Origin of the sequence: Streptomyces silvae (assembly GCF_016745505.1) — a bacterium.
GTDB lineage: Bacteria > Actinomycetota > Actinomycetes > Streptomycetales > Streptomycetaceae > Streptomyces > Streptomyces silvae.
In genome coordinates this window covers 1-20,483 of record NZ_JAERUC010000138.1, presented here as the reverse complement: position 1 = coordinate 20,483, position 20,483 = coordinate 1, and the positions used below count along the sequence as shown (strand labels likewise).

Sequence of the window (20,483 nt, the reverse complement as noted above, 5' to 3'; positions counted from 1 at the left end):
GACCGGCGACCGACCGGCGAGCGGCCGAGCGGCTGACACACCTGCCCGGTCAAGGTCCGGTGGGCCACCTCTGGCCCGGTCACCGGCCACCGACGCAGGGGCCCGAACCGCCCTGGCAGACTGAATACCGTATGAACGCCCACAAGGCGTGCATGGCACAACGAAAGGCACCCGCACCCATGAGCAGCAACGAAGCGCCGCGCGGCCCCGTCGACTCCTCCCGCGTCCCGCGGTACGCCGGACCCGCGACGTTCGCCCGGCTGCCACGGCTCGACGAGGTCGGCTCCGCCGATGTAGCCGTCGTCGGCGTGCCCTTCGACAGCGGGGTCTCCTACCGGCCGGGCGCCCGCTTCGGCGGCAACGCGATCCGGGAGGCCTCGCGCCTCCTGCGCCCCTACAACCCGGCGCAGGACGCCTCCCCGTTCGCGCTCGCCCAGGTCGCCGACGCGGGTGACATCGCCGCCAACCCGTTCAACATCAACGAGGCCGTCGAGACCGTCGAGGCCGCCGCCGACGACCTGCTCTCCACCGGCGCCCGGCTGATGACGCTCGGCGGCGACCACACCATCGCGCTGCCCCTGCTGCGCTCCGTCGCCAAGAAGCACGGCCCCGTCGCCCTGCTCCACTTCGACGCCCACCTCGACACCTGGGACACCTACTTCGGCGCCGAGTACACCCACGGCACCCCGTTCCGCCGCGCCGTCGAGGAGGGCATCCTCGACACCGAGGCGCTCTCCCACGTCGGCACCCGCGGCCCGCTGTACGGCAAGCAGGACCTCACCGACGACGCCAAGATGGGCTTCGGCATCGTCACCTCCGCCGACGTCATGCGGCGCGGCGTCGACGAGATCGCCGACCAGCTGCGCCAGCGCATCGGTGACCGCCCGCTGTACATCTCCATCGACATCGACGTCCTCGACCCGGCGCACGCCCCCGGCACCGGCACCCCAGAGGCCGGCGGCCTCACCTCGCGCGAGCTCCTGGAGATCCTGCGCGGGCTGTCCTCCTGCCACCTCGTCTCGGCCGACCTGGTAGAGGTCGCCCCGGCGTACGATCACGCGGAGATCACGTCCGTCGCCGCCTCGCACACGGCGTACGAGCTGACGACGATCATGTCCCGCCAGATCGCGGAGGGCCGCACCAAGTGAGCCACGACCACGACGACCGGCCGCAGCTCACCGCCGCGCAGGCCGAGGCGGCCCTGAACCCTTCCCCAAGCTCTCAACTCCGTTCGAGCAGGGGAGACCCCATTCCCGGACGCAACGGCGGCGACCTGGTCGTCGAGACCCTCCAGGGACTCGGCGCCACCACCGTCTTCGGGCTGCCCGGCCAGCACGCGCTCGGCATGTTCGACGCGCTGCGCCGCTCCTCCCTCGCCTACGTCGGACTGCGCGTCGAGAACAACGCGGGCTTCGCCGCCGACGCCTACGGCCGGATCACCGGCGAGGTGGCGCCCCTGCTCCTCTCCACCGGGCCCGGCGCCCTGACCTCGCTGGCCGCGCTCCAGGAGGCGGCCGCCGCCTCCGCGCCCGTGCTGGCGATCTCCAGCCAGATCCCCACCGCAGGACTCGGCGGCGGGCGCCACGGCTATCTGCACGAACTCCGCGACCAGAAGGCGTCCTTCCGCGACATCGTGAAGTCCGTGCACACCGTGCGCACCGCGTCGCAGATCCCGTCCGCGATCGCCGCCGCCTGGGAGTCCGCGCTGACCGCCCCGCACGGCCCGGTCTGGGTGGAGATCCCGCAGGACGTGCTGCTCGCCGAGACCGTCCTGCCCGTGGTCAGCGCGCTCGACGCCACCCCGCGCGAGCTGTACCCCCGCCCCGAGCTCACCGTCGCCGCGGCCCACCTGCTCTCGAACGCCGAGCGTCCGGCGATCATCGCGGGCGGCGGGGTCGTACGCTCCGACGCCTCCGGCAAGCTGCGCGCGCTCGCCGAGAAGCTCGACGCCCCGGTCGTCACCACCTTCGGCGGCAAGGGCGCCTTCCCCTGGGAGCACCCGCTCTCGCTGCGGTCCTGGCTGGAGGACCGGCACACCACGGACTTCCTGGAGTCCGCCGACGTGCTGCTGGTCGTCGGCTCGGGGCTGGGCGAGCTCTCCTCGAACTACCACACGTTCGCCCCGCGCGGCCGGGTCATCCAGGTCGAGGCCGACGCCGGGAAGCTGGAGTCCAACCACCCCGCGCTCGGTATCCACTCCGACGCCCGCGAGGCCCTCGCCGACCTGCTGGAGACGGTGGAGCGCCGCGAGGACGCCACGGCGGCGGAGCGCGTCCGGGAGCTGCTGGAGCGGGTCCACGAGCGCATCGCGGCGCAGGACCTCACGCTGGAGCAGCAGGTGCTGGCCTCGGTCCGCGAGGCGCTGCCGGACACCTCGCCCAGCTTCTGGGACATGACGATCCTCGCCTACTGGGCCTGGTCCGCCTTCGACGCCCGCCACCCGAACACGATGCACTCGGCGCAGGGCGCGGGCGGGCTCGGCTACGGCTTCCCCGCCGCGATCGGCGCGGCGGCGGCCGACCCGACCAAGCCGGTGCTCGCGGTCTCCGGCGACGGCGGCGCGATGTACTCGATCGCCGAGCTGGCCACCGTGCGCCAGTACGACCTGCCCGTCACCTGGCTGATCGTCGACGACGGGGGCTACGGCATCCTGCGGGAGTACATGACCGGCGCCTTCGGCGAAGCCACCGCGACCGAGCTCTCCCGCCCGGACTTCGTCGCCCTCGCCGAGTCCTTCGGTGTCCCCGCGGTCCGTACGACCCCGGAGACCCTCGCCGCCGACCTCGGCAAGGCCCTGGCGGCGCCGGGACCGTCGGTGGTGGTGCTCCCCGCACTGCTGAAGATGTTCGAGCCGACGCACGTGTAGGCGGGCCCCGCGCGGCGGCCGGCCGGTCCGGCCGCCGCGCCCTCGCGCCTTCCCCGCCCCCTCCGCGCCCCGCCGGTGGTCCTAGGACCACCGGTCCTCCGGTTCCGCCCATCGGCCGAGAATTGTTGCGGGAGGATGAAATCCGCAGCTGGCCGCGTTGGAGACATGCGGCAGGACCAGGCGCGGCAACGGGGCGAAGCAGGAGGCACGGGTGGGCGCGGAGAAACAGGACGCGGGTGAGCAGGGCGCGGGGAAGCCCGGCACGGAGCAGCCCGGCACCGGGAAGCCCGGCGCCGAGCAGGAGGGTGCCGAGCGGCCGGGTGCCGAGCAGCAGAGCGCGCCCGGGTGGGGCCGGCGGCTGACCGCGTACGCCTGGCGCTACCGGCGCAACGTCGTGCTGGCACTCGGTTCCTCGGTGGCGGGCATGGCCGTGATGGCGCTCGTCCCCCTCATCACCAAGGTCATCATCGACGACGTCGTCGGCAGTCACACCCGCTCCCTCGGCGTGTGGACCGGCCTGCTCATCGGGGCAGCCGTCCTCGTCTACGTCGCCACCTTCGTCCGCCGCTACTACGGCGGCCGGCTCGCCCTGGACGTCCAGTACGACCTGCGGACCGAGATGTACGACACGATCACCCGGCTCGACGGGAAGCGGCAGGACGAGCTCTCCACCGGGCAGGTCGTGGGGCGGGCCACCAGCGACCTCCAGCTCATCCAGAGCCTTCTCTTCATGCTCCCGATGACCATCGGGAACATCCTGCTCTTCCTCATCTCTCTGGGGATCATGGCGTGGCTCTCGCTGCCCCTGACCCTCATCGCGCTCGCCGTCGCCCCCGCCCTGTGGTTCATCGCACGCCGCTCCAGGGCCCGCCTCTTCCCCGCCACCTGGTACGCCCAGAGCCAGGCCGCAGCCGTCGCCGGAGTGGTCGACGGGGCCGTCTCCGGGGTCCGGGTCGTCAAGGGGTTCGGCCAGGAGGAGCAGGAGACCGGCAAGCTCCGCGAGGTCAGCCGCAGGCTCTTCGCGGGCCGGCTGCGCACCATCCGGCTGAACTCCCGCTACACCCCGGCGCTCCAGGCCGTCCCCGCGCTCGGCCAGGTCGCCATGCTGGCCCTCGGCGGCTGGCTCGCCACCCGGGGCGAGATCACGCTGGGCACGTTCGTCGCCTTCTCCACCTACCTCGCCCAGCTCGTCGGCCCGGTCCGGATGCTCGCCATGGTCCTCACCGTCGGCCAGCAGGCACGCGCCGGCGTGGAGCGCGTCCTGGAGCTGATCGACACCGAACCGTCCATGGCGGACGGCACCAAGCACCTCCCGGCGGACGCCCCCGCGAGCGTCGAGTTCGACGACGTCCGCTTCGGCTACGAGGAGGACCGCCCCGTCCTGGACGGCTTCTCCCTCACCATCGAGCCGGGCGAGACCGTCGCCGTCGTCGGCGCCTCGGGCAGCGGCAAGTCCACCGTCTCGCTCCTGCTGCCCCGCTTCTACGACGTGTCGCACGGCGCCGTCCTGGTCGGCGGCCACGACGTCCGTGAGCTGACCCAGGAGTCGCTGCGGGCCGCGATCGGGCTCGTACCGGAGGACAGCTTCCTCTTCTCCGAGTCCGTCGGCGCCAACATCGCGTACGGATACCCCGGCGCCACCCGGGAGCAGATCGAAGGGGCCGCCCGCGCCGCCCAGGCGCACGGCTTCATCTCCGAGCTGCCCGAGGGCTACGACACCAAGGTCGGGGAGCACGGGCTCACCCTCTCCGGAGGCCAGCGCCAGCGGGTCGCGCTCGCCCGCGCGATCCTCACCGACCCCCGGCTCCTGCTCCTCGACGACGCGACCTCGGCCGTCGACGCCCGGGTCGAGCACGAGATCCACGAGGTCCTGGCGCAGGTCATGGAGGGCCGCACCACCCTGCTGATCGCCCACCGCCGCTCCACCCTGGGCCTCGCCGACCGCATCGCCGTCCTGGACCAGGGGCGGCTCGCCGACATCGGCACGCACGAGGAGCTGGAGCGCCGCTCCGCCCTCTACCGCAGGCTGCTCACCGACCCCGACGAGCTGGGCGGCACCTCACCCGGACACCGCCCGGCGGCCTCCACGGCGCCCGAGGACGACCGCGCGCTCCAGGAGGAGCTCGACGCCGAGTTCGACGCCGAGCGCGGGGTCACCCCGGGGCTCTGGATCCGCAAGGACGAACAGCGGGACACGGCCGCCGCCGGGATGCCTGCCACCCCGGAGCTGCTCGCCCAGGTCGAGGCACTGCCCCCCGCCACCGACACCCCCGCCATCGACGAGGCGAGCGCGGTGCGCCCGGAGAAGTCGTACGGCCTGCGCAGGCTGCTGCACGGCTTCGGAGCCGCGCTGCTGGTGAGCCTGGGGCTGGTCGCCGTCGACGCGGGCATGGGCCTGCTCCTCCCGGTCCTGATCCGCCACGGCATCGACGACGGCGTCACCAAGATGGCGCTCGGCGCGGTCTGGGCGGCCGCCGGATTCGGGCTGCTTGCCGTCCTCGTGCAGTGGGCGGCGCAGATCGGTGAGACCCGGATGACGGGCCGCACCGGCGAGCGCGTGCTGTACTCCCTGCGCCTCAAGATCTTCGCGCAGCTCCAGCGGCTCGGCCTCGACTACTACGAGCGCGAGCTGACCGGCCGGATCATGACCCGGATGACCACGGACGTGGACGCCCTGTCGACGTTCCTGCAGACCGGTTTGGTCACCGCCTTCGTCTCCGTCGTCACCTTCCTCGGCATCACGGTGGTGCTGCTCGTCCTCGACGTCCAGCTGGCCCTGGTCGTCTTCGCGACGCTGCCGCTGCTGATCGTCGGCACGTTCTTCTTCCGCCGCAAGAGCGTCAAGGCGTACGAGCTGGCCCGTGAGCGCATCAGCGTCGTCAACGCCGACCTCCAGGAGTCCGTGGCCGGGCTGCGGATCGTCCAGGCGTTCCGGCGCGAGCGCGACGGCGCCGAGCGGTTCGCGGCGCGCAGCGACCACTACCGCCAGGCCAGGGTGCGCGGCCAGTGGCTGATCTCCGTCTACTTCCCGTTCGTGCAGCTGCTGGCCTCGGTCGCGGCGGCCGCCGTGCTGATCGTCGGCGCGGGGCGGGTCGACAACGGCACGCTGACCACGGGCGCCCTGGTCGCCTACCTGCTCTACATCGACCTGTTCTTCGCCCCCGTGCAGCAGCTGTCGCAGGTCTTCGACGGCTACCAGCAGGCCACCGTCTCGCTCGGCCGGATCCAGGAACTCCTGCGGGAGCCGACCTCCACGGCCGACCACGACGCACCGCAGGACGTGACCTCGCTGCGCGGCGACATCGCCTTCGAGGGCGTCTCCTTCGCGTACGCCGACGAGGAGGAGGCCCTCACCGGGATCGATCTGCGGATCCCCGCCGGCCAGACCGTCGCCTTCGTCGGCGAGACCGGCGCGGGCAAGTCCACCCTGGTCAAGCTCGTCGCCCGCTTCTACGACCCGACGAGCGGACGGATCACGGCGGACGGCACGGATCTGCGGCTGCTCGACAGGACGGCGTACCGGCACCGGCTCGGAGTCGTCCCGCAGGAGGCGTACCTCTTCGAGGGCACGGTCCGCGACGCCATCGCGTACGGGCTTCCGGAGGCCAGTGACGCCCAGGTGGAGGCGGCGGCCCGGGCGGCCGGCGCACACGAGATGATCGCCACCCTGGAGGACGGCTATCTGCACGAGGTCGCCGAGCGGGGCCGCAACCTCTCGGCCGGCCAGCGCCAGCTGATCGCGCTCGCCCGCGCCGAGCTGGTCGACCCCGACATCCTGCTGCTCGACGAGGCCACCGCCTCCCTCGACCTGGCCAGCGAGGCCCAGGTCAACCAGGCCACCGACCGGCTGGCGGGACGGCGCACCACCCTCGTCGTCGCCCACCGGCTGACGACGGCCGCCCGGGCCGACCGGGTCGTCGTGATGGACCGGGGCAGGGTCGCCGAGGACGGCACGCACGACGAGCTGCTGGCCAGGGAGGGTACGTACGCCCGGCTGTGGCGCACCTTCATAGGGGAGGGCATAGGAGAGGACACTCCGGCGGGCGTCTGACGCCGTTCCGCAACTGAAGGCCGCTCTCCCGCGTCGTACACCCATGCGCACATGTGTCTGATGAAGGTCAGTATGTTCGATGAGGTGGACGGGACGGACGAGATGGACGGCGTGAGCGGTGACGGTGTGACGAGACGGCCGGGGTCGCGGAGACCGAAGGTGCCGACGGGGCCCAAGGGGCGCACAGCGCGTCCGGGCCGGCCCGGACGCACGGCGGTGTCGCTCCTCGTCCTGCCGCTCCTCGGGGCACTGGTGCTGGTGCTGGGCCCCACCGGCCCGGCCCCCGCACAGGCCGCGTCGGCCTGCTCCGGACGGCTGGTCAAGACGGTGACATTCTCCACGGGTTCGCTGCGCGTCTACAAGAGCCGCGCCTACGCGTGCGCCGTCGCCGTCGCCAAGAAGCCGGGCGCCCGCCGGGCGATGCGGGTGTCGCTCCAGCCGCGCGGCGGCCGGGCGGTCGTCGACAGCGGCCGCTTCACCAAGCTGGCCGGCCCGGTCACCGTGCACGCGCTGAACCGCTGCGTCCGCGCCTCCGGTTCCGTCGGTGGTTCCTCCGGCTCGACCGGGTGGATCTTGTGCTGAGGTGCGAGTGGGTCTGGCGTGGCAGGTGTTGCCCCCGCTAGGTTCACGGCGACTGTCGTGAATCAAGGGGAGGGTGCATGCGCAAGGCGCTCAGAGGTGTTCTGTCGCTCGCCGTGCTCATAGGCACAGTGAGTGCGACCGGAGCCTCGGCCGGAGCGGCCACCGCCGCAGAACCGGCCGCGAAGCAGAGCAGCGGCCACACCAGCAGCAGCGAGAGCAGCAGCGAGGACATCAAGGACCGCATCCTGGCCATCCCGGGAATGAGCCTGATCGAGGAGAAGCCGTACCCCGGCTACCGCTTCTTCGTCCTGAACTACACCCAGCCGGTCGACCACAAGCACCCGTCCAAGGGCACCTTCCAGCAGCGGATCACCCTGCTGCACAAGGACACCACCCGGCCCACGGTCTTCTTCACCAGCGGCTACAACGTCTCGACCAACCCCAGCCGCAGTGAGCCCACGCAGATCATCGACGGCAACCAGGTCTCCCTGGAGTACCGGTTCTTCACCCCGTCCCGCCCGGCGCCCGCCGACTGGTCGAAGCTCGACATCTGGCAGGCCGCCAGCGACCAGCACCGGGTCTTCAAGGCGCTGAAGAAGATCTACTCGAAGAACTGGCTGACCACCGGCGGCTCCAAGGGCGGCATGACCGCCACCTACTTCGAGCGCTTCTACCCGAAGGACATGGACGGCGTCGTCGCCTACGTCGCGCCCAACGACGTGAACAACAAGGAGGACTCGGCGTACGACCGGTTCTTCGCGAAGGTCGGCACCAAGGAGTGCCGCGACCGCCTCAACGGCGTCCAGCGCGAGGCCCTCGTCCGCCGCGAGCCGCTGGAGAAGAAGTACAAGGAGTACGCCGCCGCGAACGGCCTCACGTTCAACACGGTCGGCACCCTCGACAAGGCGTACGAGGCCGTGGTCATGGACTACGTGTGGGCGTACTGGCAGTACAGCCTGCTCGCCGACTGCGACACCATCCCGGCCGACGCGCCGAACGCCACCGACCAGGAGATCTGGGACTCCATCGACGGCATCTCGGGCTTCTCCGCCTACGCCGACCAGGGCCTGGAGACGTACACGCCGTACTACTACCAGGCCGGCACCCAGCTGGGGTCGCCCGACATCAAGCAGCCCTGGCTCGGGAAGCTGAGCCGCTACGGCTACCAGCCGCCGCGCACCTTCGTGCCGCGCTCGATCCCGATGAAGTTCCAGCCCTCGGCCATGCGTGACGTGGACAGCTGGGTCCGGAACAACGCCAGGAACATGCTGTACGTCTACGGCGAGAACGACCCGTGGGGTGCCGAGCCCTTCCACCTGGGCCGCGGCGCCCGTGACAGCTACGTCTACACGGTGCCGGGCGGCAACCACGGTTCCAAGGTCGCCGGACTCGTCGCCGACGAGAAGGCCAAGGCCACCGCGGCCATCCTGCGCTGGGCCGGGGTCGCGCCCGCGGCCGTCGAGGCCGACCCGGCGAAGGCGAAGCCCCTCGCGACGTTCGACAAGCGCCTGGACGTGCGCGACGACGAACTGGAGCGGGACCGGGGGACGCTGCGTCCGTAACGCGGACGCGTAGGCCGAAGTGGGCTGTGCGCGCCGGGTGTTGTTCACATCCGGCGGGCACAGCCCACCGGCTCGTCCCCGCCCAGCCGCACATACAGATCCGTGCTGCCGGGGCAGAGCGCGCGCCGCGCCACCGCCGAGACGATCACGAACTCCGGTGGGCGCTCGCCCGATCCGTCGCAGGCGGTCTCCTTCACCTCGCCCTCGCGGAAGCCCTGGACACAGTCCCCGACGACCGTCAGCGGACCGCCGCCCCGGCCGGGGTCGCCCGGGTGCGGGGACTCCAGATTGCGCATGCACGCGTACCCGCGCGGTGTGGCGGGGCCGCCGTCCGCCGCGGTGGGGCCGCCCGGGGAGATGTGCAGGACGAAGTCGGTCGGCGGCGGGCACGCCGGTCCGTCCGACGGCGCACCGGTGTGCCGGGCCAGCACCTTCGCCGCCGCCTTCTCGCTGCGGCACGACACCTCACGGAACGCCGCACCGCGCGAGCTGCAGTCCTCCGGCCCCAGGAACTCCACCCCGTACCCCGAGGGCGCCGCGCTGCCCGGTGACCCGCCCGCGGGTGCGCCCTGGGCGCTGCCGGGCGACGGGCGACAGGCGCTCGGACCGAGCACCGCCACCAGGGCCAGGAGGGCGGGCAGAAGGGTGCGCGAGATCCCTGCGGCACGGCGCTCTTCCATGGACGACGACCCCCCGTACGCCCACGAAGGCGTGCACCCAGCGTCACCCGCCGGGGCGGGCACACGCCAGGTGCACGGGGTGTTTTTAGCTCAATTGGGTGGTTACGGCGAGGGTGTGACGTAGCGCCGGTACGACAGCCCGTAGCCGACGGGGTACAGCGCCTGGGCGGGGGCGTCCGCCCGCTGCACCGGGACCGGCAGCCTGCCCTCCGGCCGGGCCCGCCCCGCGATCACCCGGACGGCGGCCCGCAGTTCCACATCCGTCCAGGAGTACGCGGCGAGGCTCGCCGCATGGCCGGTCCCCGCCAGGTGAGCGACGTCGTACGGATTGCGGATCGCGAGCGTGATCACCGGGACCCCGGTCGCCGCCAGGGCGCTGACCAGGGTGCGCTGGGTGCTGGCGGCCGTGACGTTGTACGTGCCCACGACCACCGCGTCCTTGCCCTTCGCCGCGGCCACCGCCTCGGCGATCTTCGCCTGGGTGGGTGCCGTGCCGGTGGACAGCGCGGTCGCCGCGAATCCCAGCTCCTCGAAGGCCCCGGCGAGCGTCGTCGTCGGAGGGCCGGTCGTGCCGGAGGGCGAGGCCGGATCGGCGCCGACCACCAGGACGTTCCTGTGGGACCGGCGGGAGAGCGGCAGCAGCGAACCGGTGTTGGTCAGCAGCGTCGTCGTCCGCTCGGCGATCCGGTCGGCGGCGGCGAGGTGCGACCGGATGCCGACCGTGCGGTCGACGCCCCGGTGGGTGACGTACGGATCGCGGAACAGCCCGAGCCGGGTCTTCAGCCGCAGGATGCGCAGGATCGATTCCTCGATGCGGGCCTCGCTGATCTCGCCGCTCCTCACGGCCTCCAGGACGGCGTTCCAGGCGACCTTGAGGTCCGGCGGGTTGAGCAGCTGGTCCACGCCCGCCAGCAGCGCGAGGACGGGGACGCGCTCGTCGCCGTACTTCGTGCGGACGCCCTCCATCCCCAGGGCGTCGGTCACCACGACACCGTCGTAGCCGAGCTCCTCGCGCAGGATGCCGGTGAGGATCGGGCGGGACAGGGTCGCCGGATCCTCGGAGGGGTCCAGGGCGGGCACCACGATGTGCGCGGTCATGATCGAGTCGATGCCCGCGGCGACGGCCGCCCGGAACGGCGGGGCGTCCAGCTCGGCCCACTGTGCGCGGGTGTGCGTGATGACGGGCAGCCCGGTGTGGCTGTCCGTGCTGGTGTCGCCGTGACCCGGGAAGTGCTTGGCGGTGGAGGCGATCCCGGCGCCCTGATAGCCCTTCACCTGCGCGGTGACCAGGCCGGCCACGGACTGCGGGTCGGAGCCGAAGGAGCGTACGCCGATGACCGGGTTGGCCGGGTTGACGTTGACGTCGGCGTCCGGGGCGTAGTTCTGGTTGATGCCCAGGGCGGCCAGCTCGGCACCGGCGATCCGGGCTGCCTCCCGGGTGTCGGAGCGCGAACCGCCCGCGCCCAGCGCCATCGCGCCCGGCAGCAGGGTCGCGGGCTCCCCGACACGGCAGACGATGCCGTGCTCCTGGTCGGTGGAGACCAGCAGCGGCAGCGGGGTGCGGCCCGCGAGCCCGGCGCGCTGGATGCCGTTGGAGAGGTCGGCGATCTGGTGCGGATCGCGGGTGTTGTGCGCCCAGGCGAAGTAGATGATCCCGCCGACGTGGTACGTGGAGATCAGCTCGGCGGCGTCACGGACCCCGATCTCGGCGAGGTTGGCGTCGATGTCCGCCTGGTCGGGCTCGGTGGCGGAGTGCCCGTACACCCGCATCACGAAGAGCTGGCCGACCTTCTCCTCCAGGCTCATCTGGGCGATGAGCCGCTTGAGACGGCTGTCCGTGGAGGTCCCGGCCGTGGCTGCCTGCGCGGCGCCGGGAAGAGCGGCGACGCCGGTCGCCGCGGCAGCGGCCGTTGCCGCGGTGGCGGTGAGGAGGGTGCGTCTGGAGGTGCGGTGGTGCACGTGAGCCCCTTCCGGTGCTGAAAGAAACTTCCAAGAAGGTACGGATATATGGAAAGTAACTACCAGTCAAGGGGGCGGCCCGAGAACGGGCGTGCCACACGCGGGGGTGGGAGGACATGCCCGGACATGGGGCGCGGCGCCGGAAACCCGTCAGTCCTCCGCCGTCCGGAGCGCTTCGGCCGCATCCCGCAGCGCCGACACCGCGGCGATGATCGCGGGCCGCCGCGCAGCCTCCGTACGCCACAGTGCGTACAGCCGCCGCACCGGTACGGGGTCCAGCCGCACCGCGACCACGCCCGGCGGCAGCGGGCCGCGTCCCAGCCGGGGGATCATCGCCACGCCGAGCCCGGCCGCGACCAGGGCCAGCTGGGTGTGGTTCTCCTCCGCGCGGTGCCGGATGTCCGGCTCGTACCCCGCCGCACGCAGCGTCCGTACGAGCCAGTCGTGGCACACCGTGCCGGGCGGCTGGCACACCCACCGCTCCTTCGCCAGCTCCTCCCGCCGCACCGCCTCCCGGCCCGCCAGAGGATGGCCCTCGGGCACCAGCAGGTCGCACCGATCGTCCCCGAGGACCGCCTGGGCGAGGCCCTCCGGTGCGGGCAGCGGGCTGATGTCCCAGTCGTGGGCCACCGCGAGATCGACGACGCCCTTCGCCACCAGGTCGACCGAGAGGTGCGGATCGACCTCGGTGAGCCGCGCGTCCAGCTCCGGGTGCTCACGGTCCAGTTCCGCCAGCACCCCCGGCAGCAGTCCGCGCGCGGCCGAGGCGAACGCGGCGATGGACAGCCGGCCCGTCGGCTGCCCCCTGCGTTGCTCCAGCGTCGTCTCCGCCTGCTCCACGATCGCCAGCAACTGCTGGGCGGTGGCGGCGAGATGGATCGCCTCCTCGGTGAGGGCCACCCCACGACCGCGCCGTTCGAGCAGCGTCGTACGGGTCTCCCGCTCCAGCTTGGTGATCTGCTGGGAGACCGCCGACGCGGTGTAGCCGAGAGCTGCCGCGGCGCCCGCGACGGAGCCGTGGACGGAGACGGCGTGCAGGGCGCGCAGCCGGGACAGATCGAGCACCGGGACCTCCGGGCGAGCGGAAAGCGTTAGCGGTGCTCAATCCAACCATGAAGAAATCCGCGCTGGTGCTACACGGTCCCGGCGCCGGATGCTCGGTCCATGCGTCCTCTCCACATCGCCCTGGCCGCGCTGGTCGCCGCCGTCTGGGGCGTGAACTTCGTCGTCATCGAGCTGGGTCTCGCCCACTTCCCGCCCCTGCTCTTCTCCGCCCTGCGCTTCCTCGTCGCCGCGCTGCCCGCCGTGTTCCTCGTCGGCCGGCCCACGGTGGCGTGGAAGTACGTCGTCGGGGTGGGTCTCGCCCTGGGGGTGGCCAAGTTCGGGCTGCTCTTCATCGGGATGGACCGGGGGATGCCCGCCGGGCTCTCCTCGCTGGTCCTCCAGGTCCAGACCGTCTTCACCGCCCTGTTCGCGGCCCTGGCCCTGTCCGAACGGCCCGGCAGGACCCGTGTCCTGGGCATGGGGATCGCGCTCGCGGGCATCGGCGTGGCGGCCGTGGACGAGGGGGCGGGCGGGCCCGTGCTCGCCTTCGTCCTGGTGATCGCGGCGGCGGCGTGCTGGGGCGTTTCCAACGTGATCACCCGCAAGGCGGCCCCCCGGGACTCCCTCAACTTCATGGTGTGGGTCTCGACCGTCCCGATCGTGCCGCTCCTCGGCCTCTCCCTGCTCTTCGAGGGCTGGGACCGCGACACCGAGGCCCTGGCCGCGCTCGACTGGCCCGGCGCCGGGACCGTCGTCTACGTCGCCTGGATCTCCACGGTCTTCGGCTTCGCGGCCTGGGGCTTCCTGCTCCGCCACCACCCGGCCTCGTCCGTCGCCCCGTTCACCCTGCTGGTGCCCGTCTTCGGGATGTCGTCGGCCGCGCTCCTCCTCGGCGAGCCGGTCAGCCCCCTGCGGTGGTGCGCGGCGGCGCTGCTGGTCGGCGGGGTGGCCCTGACCTCACTGGCCAGGCCCCGCCCCGCCGTCGCTCCACCGCTGCCGGGGGCCGAACAGGCCGAACGGATGCCGGCCTGACCTACTGCTTCGGCGCGCCGAGCCGCAGGAGGTGCTCCCGGCCCGCCGCGAGCAGTTCCGGCAGGCCGGCCGCACCGGCGTACCAGCGCTTCTCGTACTCCCAGCAGACCCAGCCGTCCTGGTCCAGCGTGTCCAGGCACTCCTTCAGCGGCAGCGTCCCCGCGCCGAGGGGCAGCGGCGTGGTGTCCTCGGCGGAGGCGATGTCCTTCACCTGTACGTATCCCAGGTGCGGGGCCAGCACCGCATGGCTGGCCACCGGCTCCTCGCCGGCCAGCCAGGTGTGCATGACGTCCCAGATCGCGCCGATCTGCCCGTGCCCGACCGTCCCCACCACCCGGGCCACATCGGCTCCGGCACGGTGCGAGTCATGGGTCTCCAGGAGGATCCGTACGCCCCGGTCGGCGGCGTGCGGGGCCGCGGCCCCCAGCCGCCGCGCGGCGGCCGCGTCGGCGTCCGCCGGGTCCTGGTCCCCGCCGCCGGGGAACACCCGGACGTACGGCGCGCCCAGGTCGTGGGCCAGGTCCACCAGTCCGGCGAGCTCGTCGAGCACCGGCTTGTCGTCGCCCTCGGCGGCGACCCTCGCGTAACCGGCGACGGTGAGGATCTCCACCCCGCCGCGCTTGAACTCCTCGGCCACGACGGACCGTTCGAGCTGCGTGAGGCCGACGTTGACCGGCTCCTCGGCGTGGGCGCGCAGCTCCACCCCCTGGTAGCCGTTCCCTGCGGCGAGCCGCACCACGTCCGCCACGGGCATCCCCGGGACTCCGAGGGTCGAGAAAGCGAGCTTCACGGTGTCTGTCCTCTCATCGGTGCAGGCCTGACGCGTACCCGCTGTTCGTGGGGGAGATGCCTCGGCCCCGGATGCCCCGGTCCGGATGCCCCGGTCCGGATGACTCAGTCCAGCCGTGGCGGCGCCGTCGATCCCCGCTCCATGAGCTCCGCCCCGATGGTCGCGATGCCGCCCGGCGGAGGCGTCTCCTTGCCCATCGCCAGCCGGCCGGCCCGCGCCCCCGCCTCGAACAGCGGCAGCCGTACGGTCGTCAGGGCGGGCACGGCGTCCACCGAGAACGGCAGATCGTCGAAGCCGGCCACCGAGATGTCCTCGGGGATGCGGAGCCCCCGCTCCCGCACCGCCGCGCAGGCACCGAGTGCCACGGTGTCGTTGGCGGCGACGACGGCCGTCACGTCCGGTTCGCGGCGCAGGAGTTCGAGCGTGGCGTCGTAACCGGAACGCCGGTCGTACGGGCCGTGCACGGTGACGCTCTCCTCGTCGCCGTACAGCCCCGCCGCCTTCATGGCCTCGCGGTGGCCCTCCAGCCGGTGCCGGGTCGTGGTGCGCTCCACCGGCCCGGCGACGTAACCGATCCGGCGGTGCCCCAGGGCGATCAGATGCTCGGTGATGCGCCGGGCGCCGCCCCGGTTGTCGAAGGCCAGCGCGGCGACCACCGCGTCGGTGCCCGGCAGCGGAGGGCGTCCGCAGAAGACGATCCGGGTGCCGGCGTCCGCGAGCTTGGCCAGCTTCACCGCCATCGCGGCCTGGTGCGCCGGGTCCTCCAGCGCGCCGCCGGTCAGGACGACTGCCGCGGCGCGCTGGCGCTGGAGCAGGGTGAGATAGGTGAGTTCGCGCTCGGGGGAGCCGCCGGTGTTGCAGACGACCGCGAGCTTCTCGCCGCCCGCGCGGCCCGATCCGTCACCCGGGCCGCCGATCTCGCTCTGCGCCGCCCCGGCCATGATGCCGAAGAACGGGTCGGCGATGTCGTTGACCAGGATGCCCACCAGGTCGGACGTGGCGGCGGCGAGCGAGCTGGCCGGGCCGTTCAGTACGTAGTCCAGATCGTCCACCGCGCGCAGGACCCGTTCCCGGGTGGACGAGGCCACCGGGTAGTTGCCGTTCAGGACACGGGACACGGTGGCCGGGGACACCCGGGCGCGGGCCGCCACGTCCGCCAGGGTGACTGTCATCGCTCTCCTCCGAGGAGTTCTGGAGCGGCCCCCCTTGTCCGGGCCACTGTCGGCAGGCTAGCGTCATACCGCATAGAAAGCGCTTGCTACGGCTGTATGGAGGAACTTTCGTGACACGCAGGACAGTGCGCATCGCCATGAACGGCGTCACGGGACGCATGGGATACCGGCAGCACCTGGTGCGCTCGATCCTCGCGATCCGCGAGCAGGGCGGCCTCGACCTCGGCGACGGCGACGTGCTGTGGCCCGAACCCGTCCTCGTCGGCCGCCGCGCCCACGCCCTGGAGGCACTCGCCGAGCAGCACGGCCTGACCGAGTGGTCGACCGACCTGGACGCGGTGCTCGCCGACGAGACGATCGACATCTACTTCGACGCCCAGGTCACCTCGGCCCGCGTCGACGCGATCAAGAAGGCCATCGCCGCCGGCAAGCACATCTACACCGAGAAGCCCACCGCCACCGACGTCGAGGGCGCGCTCGAACTGGCCCGCCTCGCCCGCGACGCCGGCATCAAGCACGGCGTCGTCCAGGACAAGATCTTCCTCCCGGGCCTGCTCAAGCTGAAGCGCCTCATCGACGGCGGCTTCTTCGGCGAGATCCTCTCCGTGCGCGGCGAGTTCGGCTACTGGGTCTTCGAGGGCGACTGGCAGGAGGCGCAGCGCCCCTCCTGGAACTACCGCGCGGAGGACGGCGGCGGCATCGTCGTCGACATGTTCCCGCACTGGGAGTACGTCCTGCACGAGCTGTTCGGCCAGGTCACCAGCGTCTCCGCCCATGTGCAGACGCACATCCCGCAGCGCTGGGACGAGCAGGGCAAGCCCTACGCCGCCACCGCCGACGACGCCGCGTACGGCACCTTCCAGCTGGCGAGCGGCGCCGTCGCCCAGATCAACTCCTCCTGGGCGGTCCGCGTCAACCGCGACGAGCTCGTCGAGTTCCAGGTCGACGGCACCCACGGCTCCGCCGTCGCGGGCCTGCGCAACTGCCGCGTCCAGCACCGCTCGGCCACCCCCAAGCCGGTCTGGAACCCGGACCTCCCGGTCACCGAGTCCTTCCGCGACCAGTGGCAGGAAGTCCCCGACAACGCCGTGTTCGACAACGGCTTCAAGGCCCAGTGGGAGCTCTTCCTGCGCCACATCGTCCTGGACGAGCCCTACACCTGGGACCTGATGGCCGGGGCCCGGGGCGTCCAGCTCGCCGAGCTCGGCCTCAAGTCCTCGGCCGAGGGCCGCCGCTTCGACGTACCGGAGCTGAGCCTGTGACCATCCACCTCCCGCAGGGGCCGTACGAGCCCCGGAGCACCCCGCTCGACCTGACCCACTCCGGGGCGCCGCTCGCCTCCCGTACGGTCTTCTCCGCCGCCCACGTCGTCGCCGACCCGGGCGCCGACATCAGCCCCGACGACCCCGCCGCCGTCGACTGGGACGCCACCCTCGCCTTCCGCCGCCACCTCTGGTCGCACGGCCTGGGCGTCGCCGAGGCCATGGACACCGCGCAGCGCGGCATGGGCCTGGACTGGGCCGGCGCGGCCGAGCTGATCCGCCGCTCGGCCGCCGAGGCCAAGGCCGTCGGCGGCCGGATCGCCTGCGGCGTGGGCACCGACCAGCTCACCGGCCCCGCCACCCTGCCCGAGGTGCGCGCCGCGTACGAGGAGCAGCTCGCGCTGGTCGAGGAGAGCGGGGCCCAGGCCATCCTGATGGCCTCCCGCGCGCTCGCCGCCGCCGCGAAGGGCCCCGAGGACTACCTGGAGACGTACGCCCACCTCCTGCGCCAGGCCACCGAGCCCGTCGTCCTGCACTGGCTCGGCCCGATGTTCGACCCGGCGCTGGAGGGTTACTGGGGGAGCGCGGACCTCGACGCCGCCACGGACACCTTCCTGAAGGTCATCGCGGAACACCCGGACAAGGTCGACGGCATCAAGATCTCGCTCCTGGACGCCGAGCGCGAGATCGACGTACGGCGCCGGCTTCCGGGCGGGGTGCGCTGCTACACCGGGGACGACTTCAACTACCCCGAGCTGATCGCCGGCGACGAGCGCGGCTTCAGCCACGCCCTGCTCGGTATCTTCGACCCGCTGGGCCCGCTGGCCGCCCACGCCGTACGGGTCCTGGACACGGGCGACGTCGAGGGCTTCCGCGCCGTCCTGGACCCCACGGTGGAGCTGTCCCGCCACCTGTTCCGGGCCCCGACGCGCTTCTACAAGACGGGCGTGGTGTTCCTCGCCTGGCTCGCGGGCCACCAGGACCACTTCACGATGGTCGGCGGTCTCCAGTCCGCCCGCTCGTTGCCGCACCTGGCGAAGGCGTACGAACTGGCCGACCGCCTGGGCCTGTTCCCGGACCCGGAGCTGGCCGAGGCCCGGATGCGCGCCCTGCTCACCGTCCATGGGGGAAGCCGATGACGACCGTCCACGGAGGAAGCCGATGACCACCGAACTCTCCCGCCTGTCCATCAACCAGGAGACGGTCCGGCAGCTGTCCCTGCCGGAGCTCGTCGAGGGCTGCGCGAAGGCGGGCATCGGCAACGTGGGCCTGTGGCGGGCCCCGGTGCAGGAGTACGGCGTCGAGCGCGCCGGGCAGCTGATGAAGGACGCGGGTCTCACCGTCACCAGCCTCTGCCGCGGCGGCTTCCTGACCGCGTCCGACGCGGCGGGCCGCGCCCGCGCGCTGGACGACAACCGGGCGGCGGTCGACGAGGCCGCGGGCGTGAACACCGACACCCTGGTCCTGGTCTCCGGCGGACTCCCCGCCGGTGAGAAGGACTTGGGCGCCGCACGGGAGCGGATCGCCGACGCCCTGGCCGAGTTGGCCCCGTACGCCTACGAGCGGGGCGTCCGGCTGGCGATCGAGCCGCTGCACCCGATGTTCGCCTCGGACCGCTGTGTCGTCTCGACCCTCTCGCAGGCCCTGGACCTCGCCGAGCGCTTCCCGGCCGAGCAGGTCGGGGTGGTGGTCGACGCGTACCACCTGTGGTGGGACGACCAGCTGCCCGGGCAGATCGTGCGGGCGGGTGCGGGCGGCCGGATCCACTCGTTCCAGCTGGCCGACTGGATCACTCCGCTTCCGGCGGGTGTTCTGGTGGGCCGGGGTCAACTGGGCGACGGCTGCGTGGACTTCCGCGCGATGCGCCGTCAGGTGGAGGCGACCGGCTTCGACGGGCCGATCGAGGTGGAGATCTTCAACGAGGAGCTCTGGGCCCGTGACGGTGCGGAAGTGATCGCCGAAGTGGCCGCCCGCTACCTGGAACATGCCTGCTGAGAGCGGTGCGGGGACGCGAAGGTAAAGAGATCGTCAAGGCGTGCAACCTTTGCGTACCCTCCCCGGTCGTACTCTGCGTCGGGACTTCCGGGGAGGGGTCCGGGGGGATCGGGAAGCCCGACGGAGGGGGATAGCGAGGGGGGTCCGGCCGACAGGCCGGGCCCCATTCCGCTTTCCGGCGTCGCATGCGCTCCTCGCGCCTCTCCCGGGGCGGTCAGCCGCTCTGTTTGATCAGCCGCTCTGTTTGATCAGCCGCTCTCTGCGGTCAGCCGTTCTCTGTGATCAGCTGTCGAAACCGCGGCGGGACTCCTCGATGTGGCCGAGATACCTGTGGGTCCATTCGCACATCGTGTCGACGGTCTTCCGCAGGGCCCGGCCCGGCTCGGTGAGCGTGTACTCGACGCGCGGCGGCACGGTGGGGTACATCGTCCGCTCGACCAGTCCGTTGCGCTCCAGCATGCGCAGGTTCTGGGTGAGCATCTTGTGGCTGATGCCCTCGACCTCGCCCCGCACCTCCACGAAGCGCAGGGTGCGTTCGCCCAGGGCCTCGATGATCAGCAGCGCCCACTTGTTGGCGACGTCCGAGAAGATCTCCCGCGCCAGCGAGTCCGCCCGCCGCAGATCCGCCTGCTCCTCGGGCGAGCCGCTGAACTGCTTGGTCACCATCGGGTTCCCCTGTCACCTGAAAGTGCGTACTTCCATGTCGGCGGCCACTCTCCTACGGTTCCTGAGTAACCACAAGAGAGCACGTACGGGCCGCTCCGGCCCGCGTGACAAGGAGGCGTACGACATGGCCATCACCCTGGTCGACCCCATCGGGCTGCCCTCGACCGGCATCTACCGGCAGGTCTCGGTCGCGACCGGTTCGAAGCTGGTCTCGATCGCCGGCCAGGTCGCCTGGGACGCCGACGGCGTCACGGTCGGCGAAGGCGACCTCGCCGCCCAGGTCGAGCAGTGCTACGTCAATGTCGCCACCGCGCTGGCGGGCGTCGGCGCCTCCTTCGACGACGTGGCGAAGCTGAACGTCCACGTCGTCGACTGGACCCCCGACAAGATGCCCCTGCTCCTGGAGGGGATCTCCCGGGCGTCGGCACGGCTGGGGGCCACCCCGGTCCCCCCGGCCACACTGCTGGGCGTTGCCGCACTGGACGTCCCCGAGCACCTGGTCGAGGTGGAGGTCACGGCGGTCATCGACTGAGCGGGCCGGCCGCTGCCGCCGTCCGGGGCCATCGGAGGGGCGTCGTGCCGCCGTTGGCGGGCTCCGTCGGCCGACCATGGTCAACGGAGTTCCTGTACCGTCGTCCCGGGCTCGAACCGTTCAGGAATGCCACCCCTCACTTCCCGTCAACGCGGCTGTTTTCCGACGGACTTGGCCCATCCGACGGCCCGGGCGGGCGAGGTCCGGTCGTTCGTGGGCGCGGAGCGCGACGCGGACGCCGAACCCAGATATGAGTAAGGAAATTGCATGGCACGTGAGCATGATCCTTC

Annotated in this window: 16 protein-coding genes; 10 read left to right on the top strand and 6 right to left on the bottom strand. The window is 72.2% G+C overall.

Annotated features, from left to right (window positions below):
- Positions 1 to 179: 179 nt before the first annotated feature.
- From speB to JKV81_RS20660, 5 genes are all read left to right on the top strand, one after another.
- On the top strand, positions 180 to 1,148 hold the full coding sequence (gene speB, locus JKV81_RS20680; RefSeq protein ID WP_147985036.1) for an agmatinase: 969 nt from the start codon (positions 180 to 182) through the stop codon (positions 1,146 to 1,148).
- The gene (locus JKV81_RS20675; protein WP_202077127.1) at positions 1,145 to 2,866 is read left to right on the top strand and encodes a thiamine pyrophosphate-binding protein; all 1,722 of its coding nucleotides are present in this window, start codon (positions 1,145 to 1,147) and stop codon (positions 2,864 to 2,866) included. The genes speB and JKV81_RS20675 overlap by 4 nt, the downstream gene beginning before the upstream one ends.
- Positions 2,867 to 3,224: 358 nt before the next feature.
- Positions 3,225 to 6,917: an ABC transporter ATP-binding protein gene (locus tag JKV81_RS20670; RefSeq protein WP_202077184.1), complete on the top strand. Its 3,693-nt coding sequence runs from the start codon at positions 3,225 to 3,227 to the stop codon at positions 6,915 to 6,917.
- Positions 6,918 to 6,977: 60 nt separating this feature from the next.
- Positions 6,978 to 7,499, top strand: a complete 522-nt coding sequence (locus JKV81_RS20665) for a hypothetical protein (RefSeq protein ID WP_372444220.1) — start codon at positions 6,978 to 6,980, stop codon at positions 7,497 to 7,499.
- Between the two features lie 77 nt (positions 7,500 to 7,576).
- On the top strand, positions 7,577 to 9,061 hold the full coding sequence (locus JKV81_RS20660; protein WP_202077125.1) for a S28 family serine protease: 1,485 nt from the start codon (positions 7,577 to 7,579) through the stop codon (positions 9,059 to 9,061).
- Between the two features lie 44 nt (positions 9,062 to 9,105).
- On the opposite strand, the gene JKV81_RS20655 is transcribed toward JKV81_RS20660, so the two are convergent.
- From JKV81_RS20655 to JKV81_RS20645, 3 genes are all read right to left on the bottom strand, one after another.
- The gene (locus tag JKV81_RS20655; protein ID WP_202077123.1) at positions 9,106 to 9,741 is read right to left on the bottom strand and encodes a hypothetical protein; all 636 of its coding nucleotides are present in this window, start codon (positions 9,739 to 9,741) and stop codon (positions 9,106 to 9,108) included.
- A gap of 102 nt (positions 9,742 to 9,843) precedes the next feature.
- Entirely contained in the window at positions 9,844 to 11,700 is a 1,857-nt protein-coding gene (locus JKV81_RS20650; protein WP_202077121.1) for a glycoside hydrolase family 3 protein, read from the bottom strand.
- A gap of 150 nt (positions 11,701 to 11,850) precedes the next feature.
- Positions 11,851 to 12,765, bottom strand: a complete 915-nt coding sequence (locus JKV81_RS20645; RefSeq protein ID WP_202077119.1) for a LysR family transcriptional regulator — start codon at positions 12,763 to 12,765, stop codon at positions 11,851 to 11,853.
- Between the two features lie 99 nt (positions 12,766 to 12,864).
- Between JKV81_RS20645 and JKV81_RS20640 the strand changes: the two genes are divergently transcribed.
- Complete coding sequence (locus JKV81_RS20640; RefSeq protein WP_202077117.1) at positions 12,865 to 13,776, top strand: EamA family transporter; 912 nt, start codon at positions 12,865 to 12,867, stop codon at positions 13,774 to 13,776.
- A 1-nt stretch (position 13,777) separates the two neighbouring features.
- On the opposite strand, the gene JKV81_RS20635 is transcribed toward JKV81_RS20640, so the two are convergent.
- Both JKV81_RS20635 and JKV81_RS20630 read right to left on the bottom strand, forming a co-directional pair.
- A complete protein-coding gene (locus JKV81_RS20635) occupies positions 13,778 to 14,566 on the bottom strand; it encodes a sugar phosphate isomerase/epimerase family protein (RefSeq protein ID WP_129263148.1) in 789 nt (262 codons plus the stop codon).
- Positions 14,567 to 14,670: 104 nt separating this feature from the next.
- Positions 14,671 to 15,738 carry a LacI family DNA-binding transcriptional regulator gene (locus JKV81_RS20630; protein WP_202077115.1) on the bottom strand — a complete coding sequence of 356 codons (1,068 nt, stop codon included), beginning with the start codon at positions 15,736 to 15,738 and terminating at the stop codon, positions 14,671 to 14,673.
- Positions 15,739 to 15,848: 110 nt separating this feature from the next.
- On the opposite strand from JKV81_RS20630, the gene JKV81_RS20625 reads away from it, so the two are divergent.
- Genes JKV81_RS20625 through JKV81_RS20615 form a run of 3 tightly spaced genes read left to right on the top strand, consistent with a single transcriptional unit; the run spans position 15,849 to position 18,995 of the window.
- A complete protein-coding gene (locus tag JKV81_RS20625; protein ID WP_202077113.1) occupies positions 15,849 to 17,000 on the top strand; it encodes a Gfo/Idh/MocA family protein in 1,152 nt (383 codons plus the stop codon).
- A complete protein-coding gene (locus tag JKV81_RS20620) occupies positions 16,997 to 18,139 on the top strand; it encodes a dihydrodipicolinate synthase family protein (RefSeq protein ID WP_129263128.1) in 1,143 nt (380 codons plus the stop codon). The genes JKV81_RS20625 and JKV81_RS20620 overlap by 4 nt, the downstream gene beginning before the upstream one ends.
- A gap of 22 nt (positions 18,140 to 18,161) precedes the next feature.
- Positions 18,162 to 18,995 carry a sugar phosphate isomerase/epimerase family protein gene (locus JKV81_RS20615; protein WP_202077111.1) on the top strand — a complete coding sequence of 278 codons (834 nt, stop codon included), beginning with the start codon at positions 18,162 to 18,164 and terminating at the stop codon, positions 18,993 to 18,995.
- Between the two features lie 282 nt (positions 18,996 to 19,277).
- Here the strand turns inward: JKV81_RS20615 and JKV81_RS20610 are convergent, their stop codons facing one another.
- The gene (locus tag JKV81_RS20610) at positions 19,278 to 19,661 is read right to left on the bottom strand and encodes a winged helix-turn-helix transcriptional regulator (RefSeq protein ID WP_202077110.1); all 384 of its coding nucleotides are present in this window, start codon (positions 19,659 to 19,661) and stop codon (positions 19,278 to 19,280) included.
- Positions 19,662 to 19,785: 124 nt separating this feature from the next.
- Here JKV81_RS20610 and JKV81_RS20605 point away from each other — a divergent pair, with 124 nt between their 5' ends.
- Complete coding sequence (locus JKV81_RS20605) at positions 19,786 to 20,193, top strand: RidA family protein (RefSeq protein ID WP_129263122.1); 408 nt, start codon at positions 19,786 to 19,788, stop codon at positions 20,191 to 20,193.
- Positions 20,194 to 20,483: the final 290 nt, after the last annotated feature.

What these genes read in the sequence shown, in the direction of transcription:
- speB (WP_147985036.1), top strand. Translation starts at nt 180, where the DNA reads ATGAGCAGCAACGAAGCGCCGCGCGGCCCCGTCGACTCCTCCCGCGTC.
- JKV81_RS20665 (WP_372444220.1), top strand. Translation starts at nt 6,978, where the DNA reads ATGAAGGTCAGTATGTTCGATGAGGTGGACGGGACGGACGAGATGGAC.
- JKV81_RS20660 (WP_202077125.1), top strand. Translation starts at nt 7,577, where the DNA reads ATGCGCAAGGCGCTCAGAGGTGTTCTGTCGCTCGCCGTGCTCATAGGC.
- JKV81_RS20655 (WP_202077123.1), bottom strand. Translation starts at nt 9,741, where the DNA reads ATGGAAGAGCGCCGTGCCGCAGGGATCTCGCGCACCCTTCTGCCCGCC.
- JKV81_RS20640 (WP_202077117.1), top strand. Translation starts at nt 12,865, where the DNA reads ATGCGTCCTCTCCACATCGCCCTGGCCGCGCTGGTCGCCGCCGTCTGG.
- JKV81_RS20630 (WP_202077115.1), bottom strand. Translation starts at nt 15,738, where the DNA reads ATGACAGTCACCCTGGCGGACGTGGCGGCCCGCGCCCGGGTGTCCCCG.
- JKV81_RS20615 (WP_202077111.1), top strand. Translation starts at nt 18,162, where the DNA reads ATGACCACCGAACTCTCCCGCCTGTCCATCAACCAGGAGACGGTCCGG.
- JKV81_RS20610 (WP_202077110.1), bottom strand. Translation starts at nt 19,661, where the DNA reads ATGGTGACCAAGCAGTTCAGCGGCTCGCCCGAGGAGCAGGCGGATCTG.
- JKV81_RS20605 (WP_129263122.1), top strand. Translation starts at nt 19,786, where the DNA reads ATGGCCATCACCCTGGTCGACCCCATCGGGCTGCCCTCGACCGGCATC.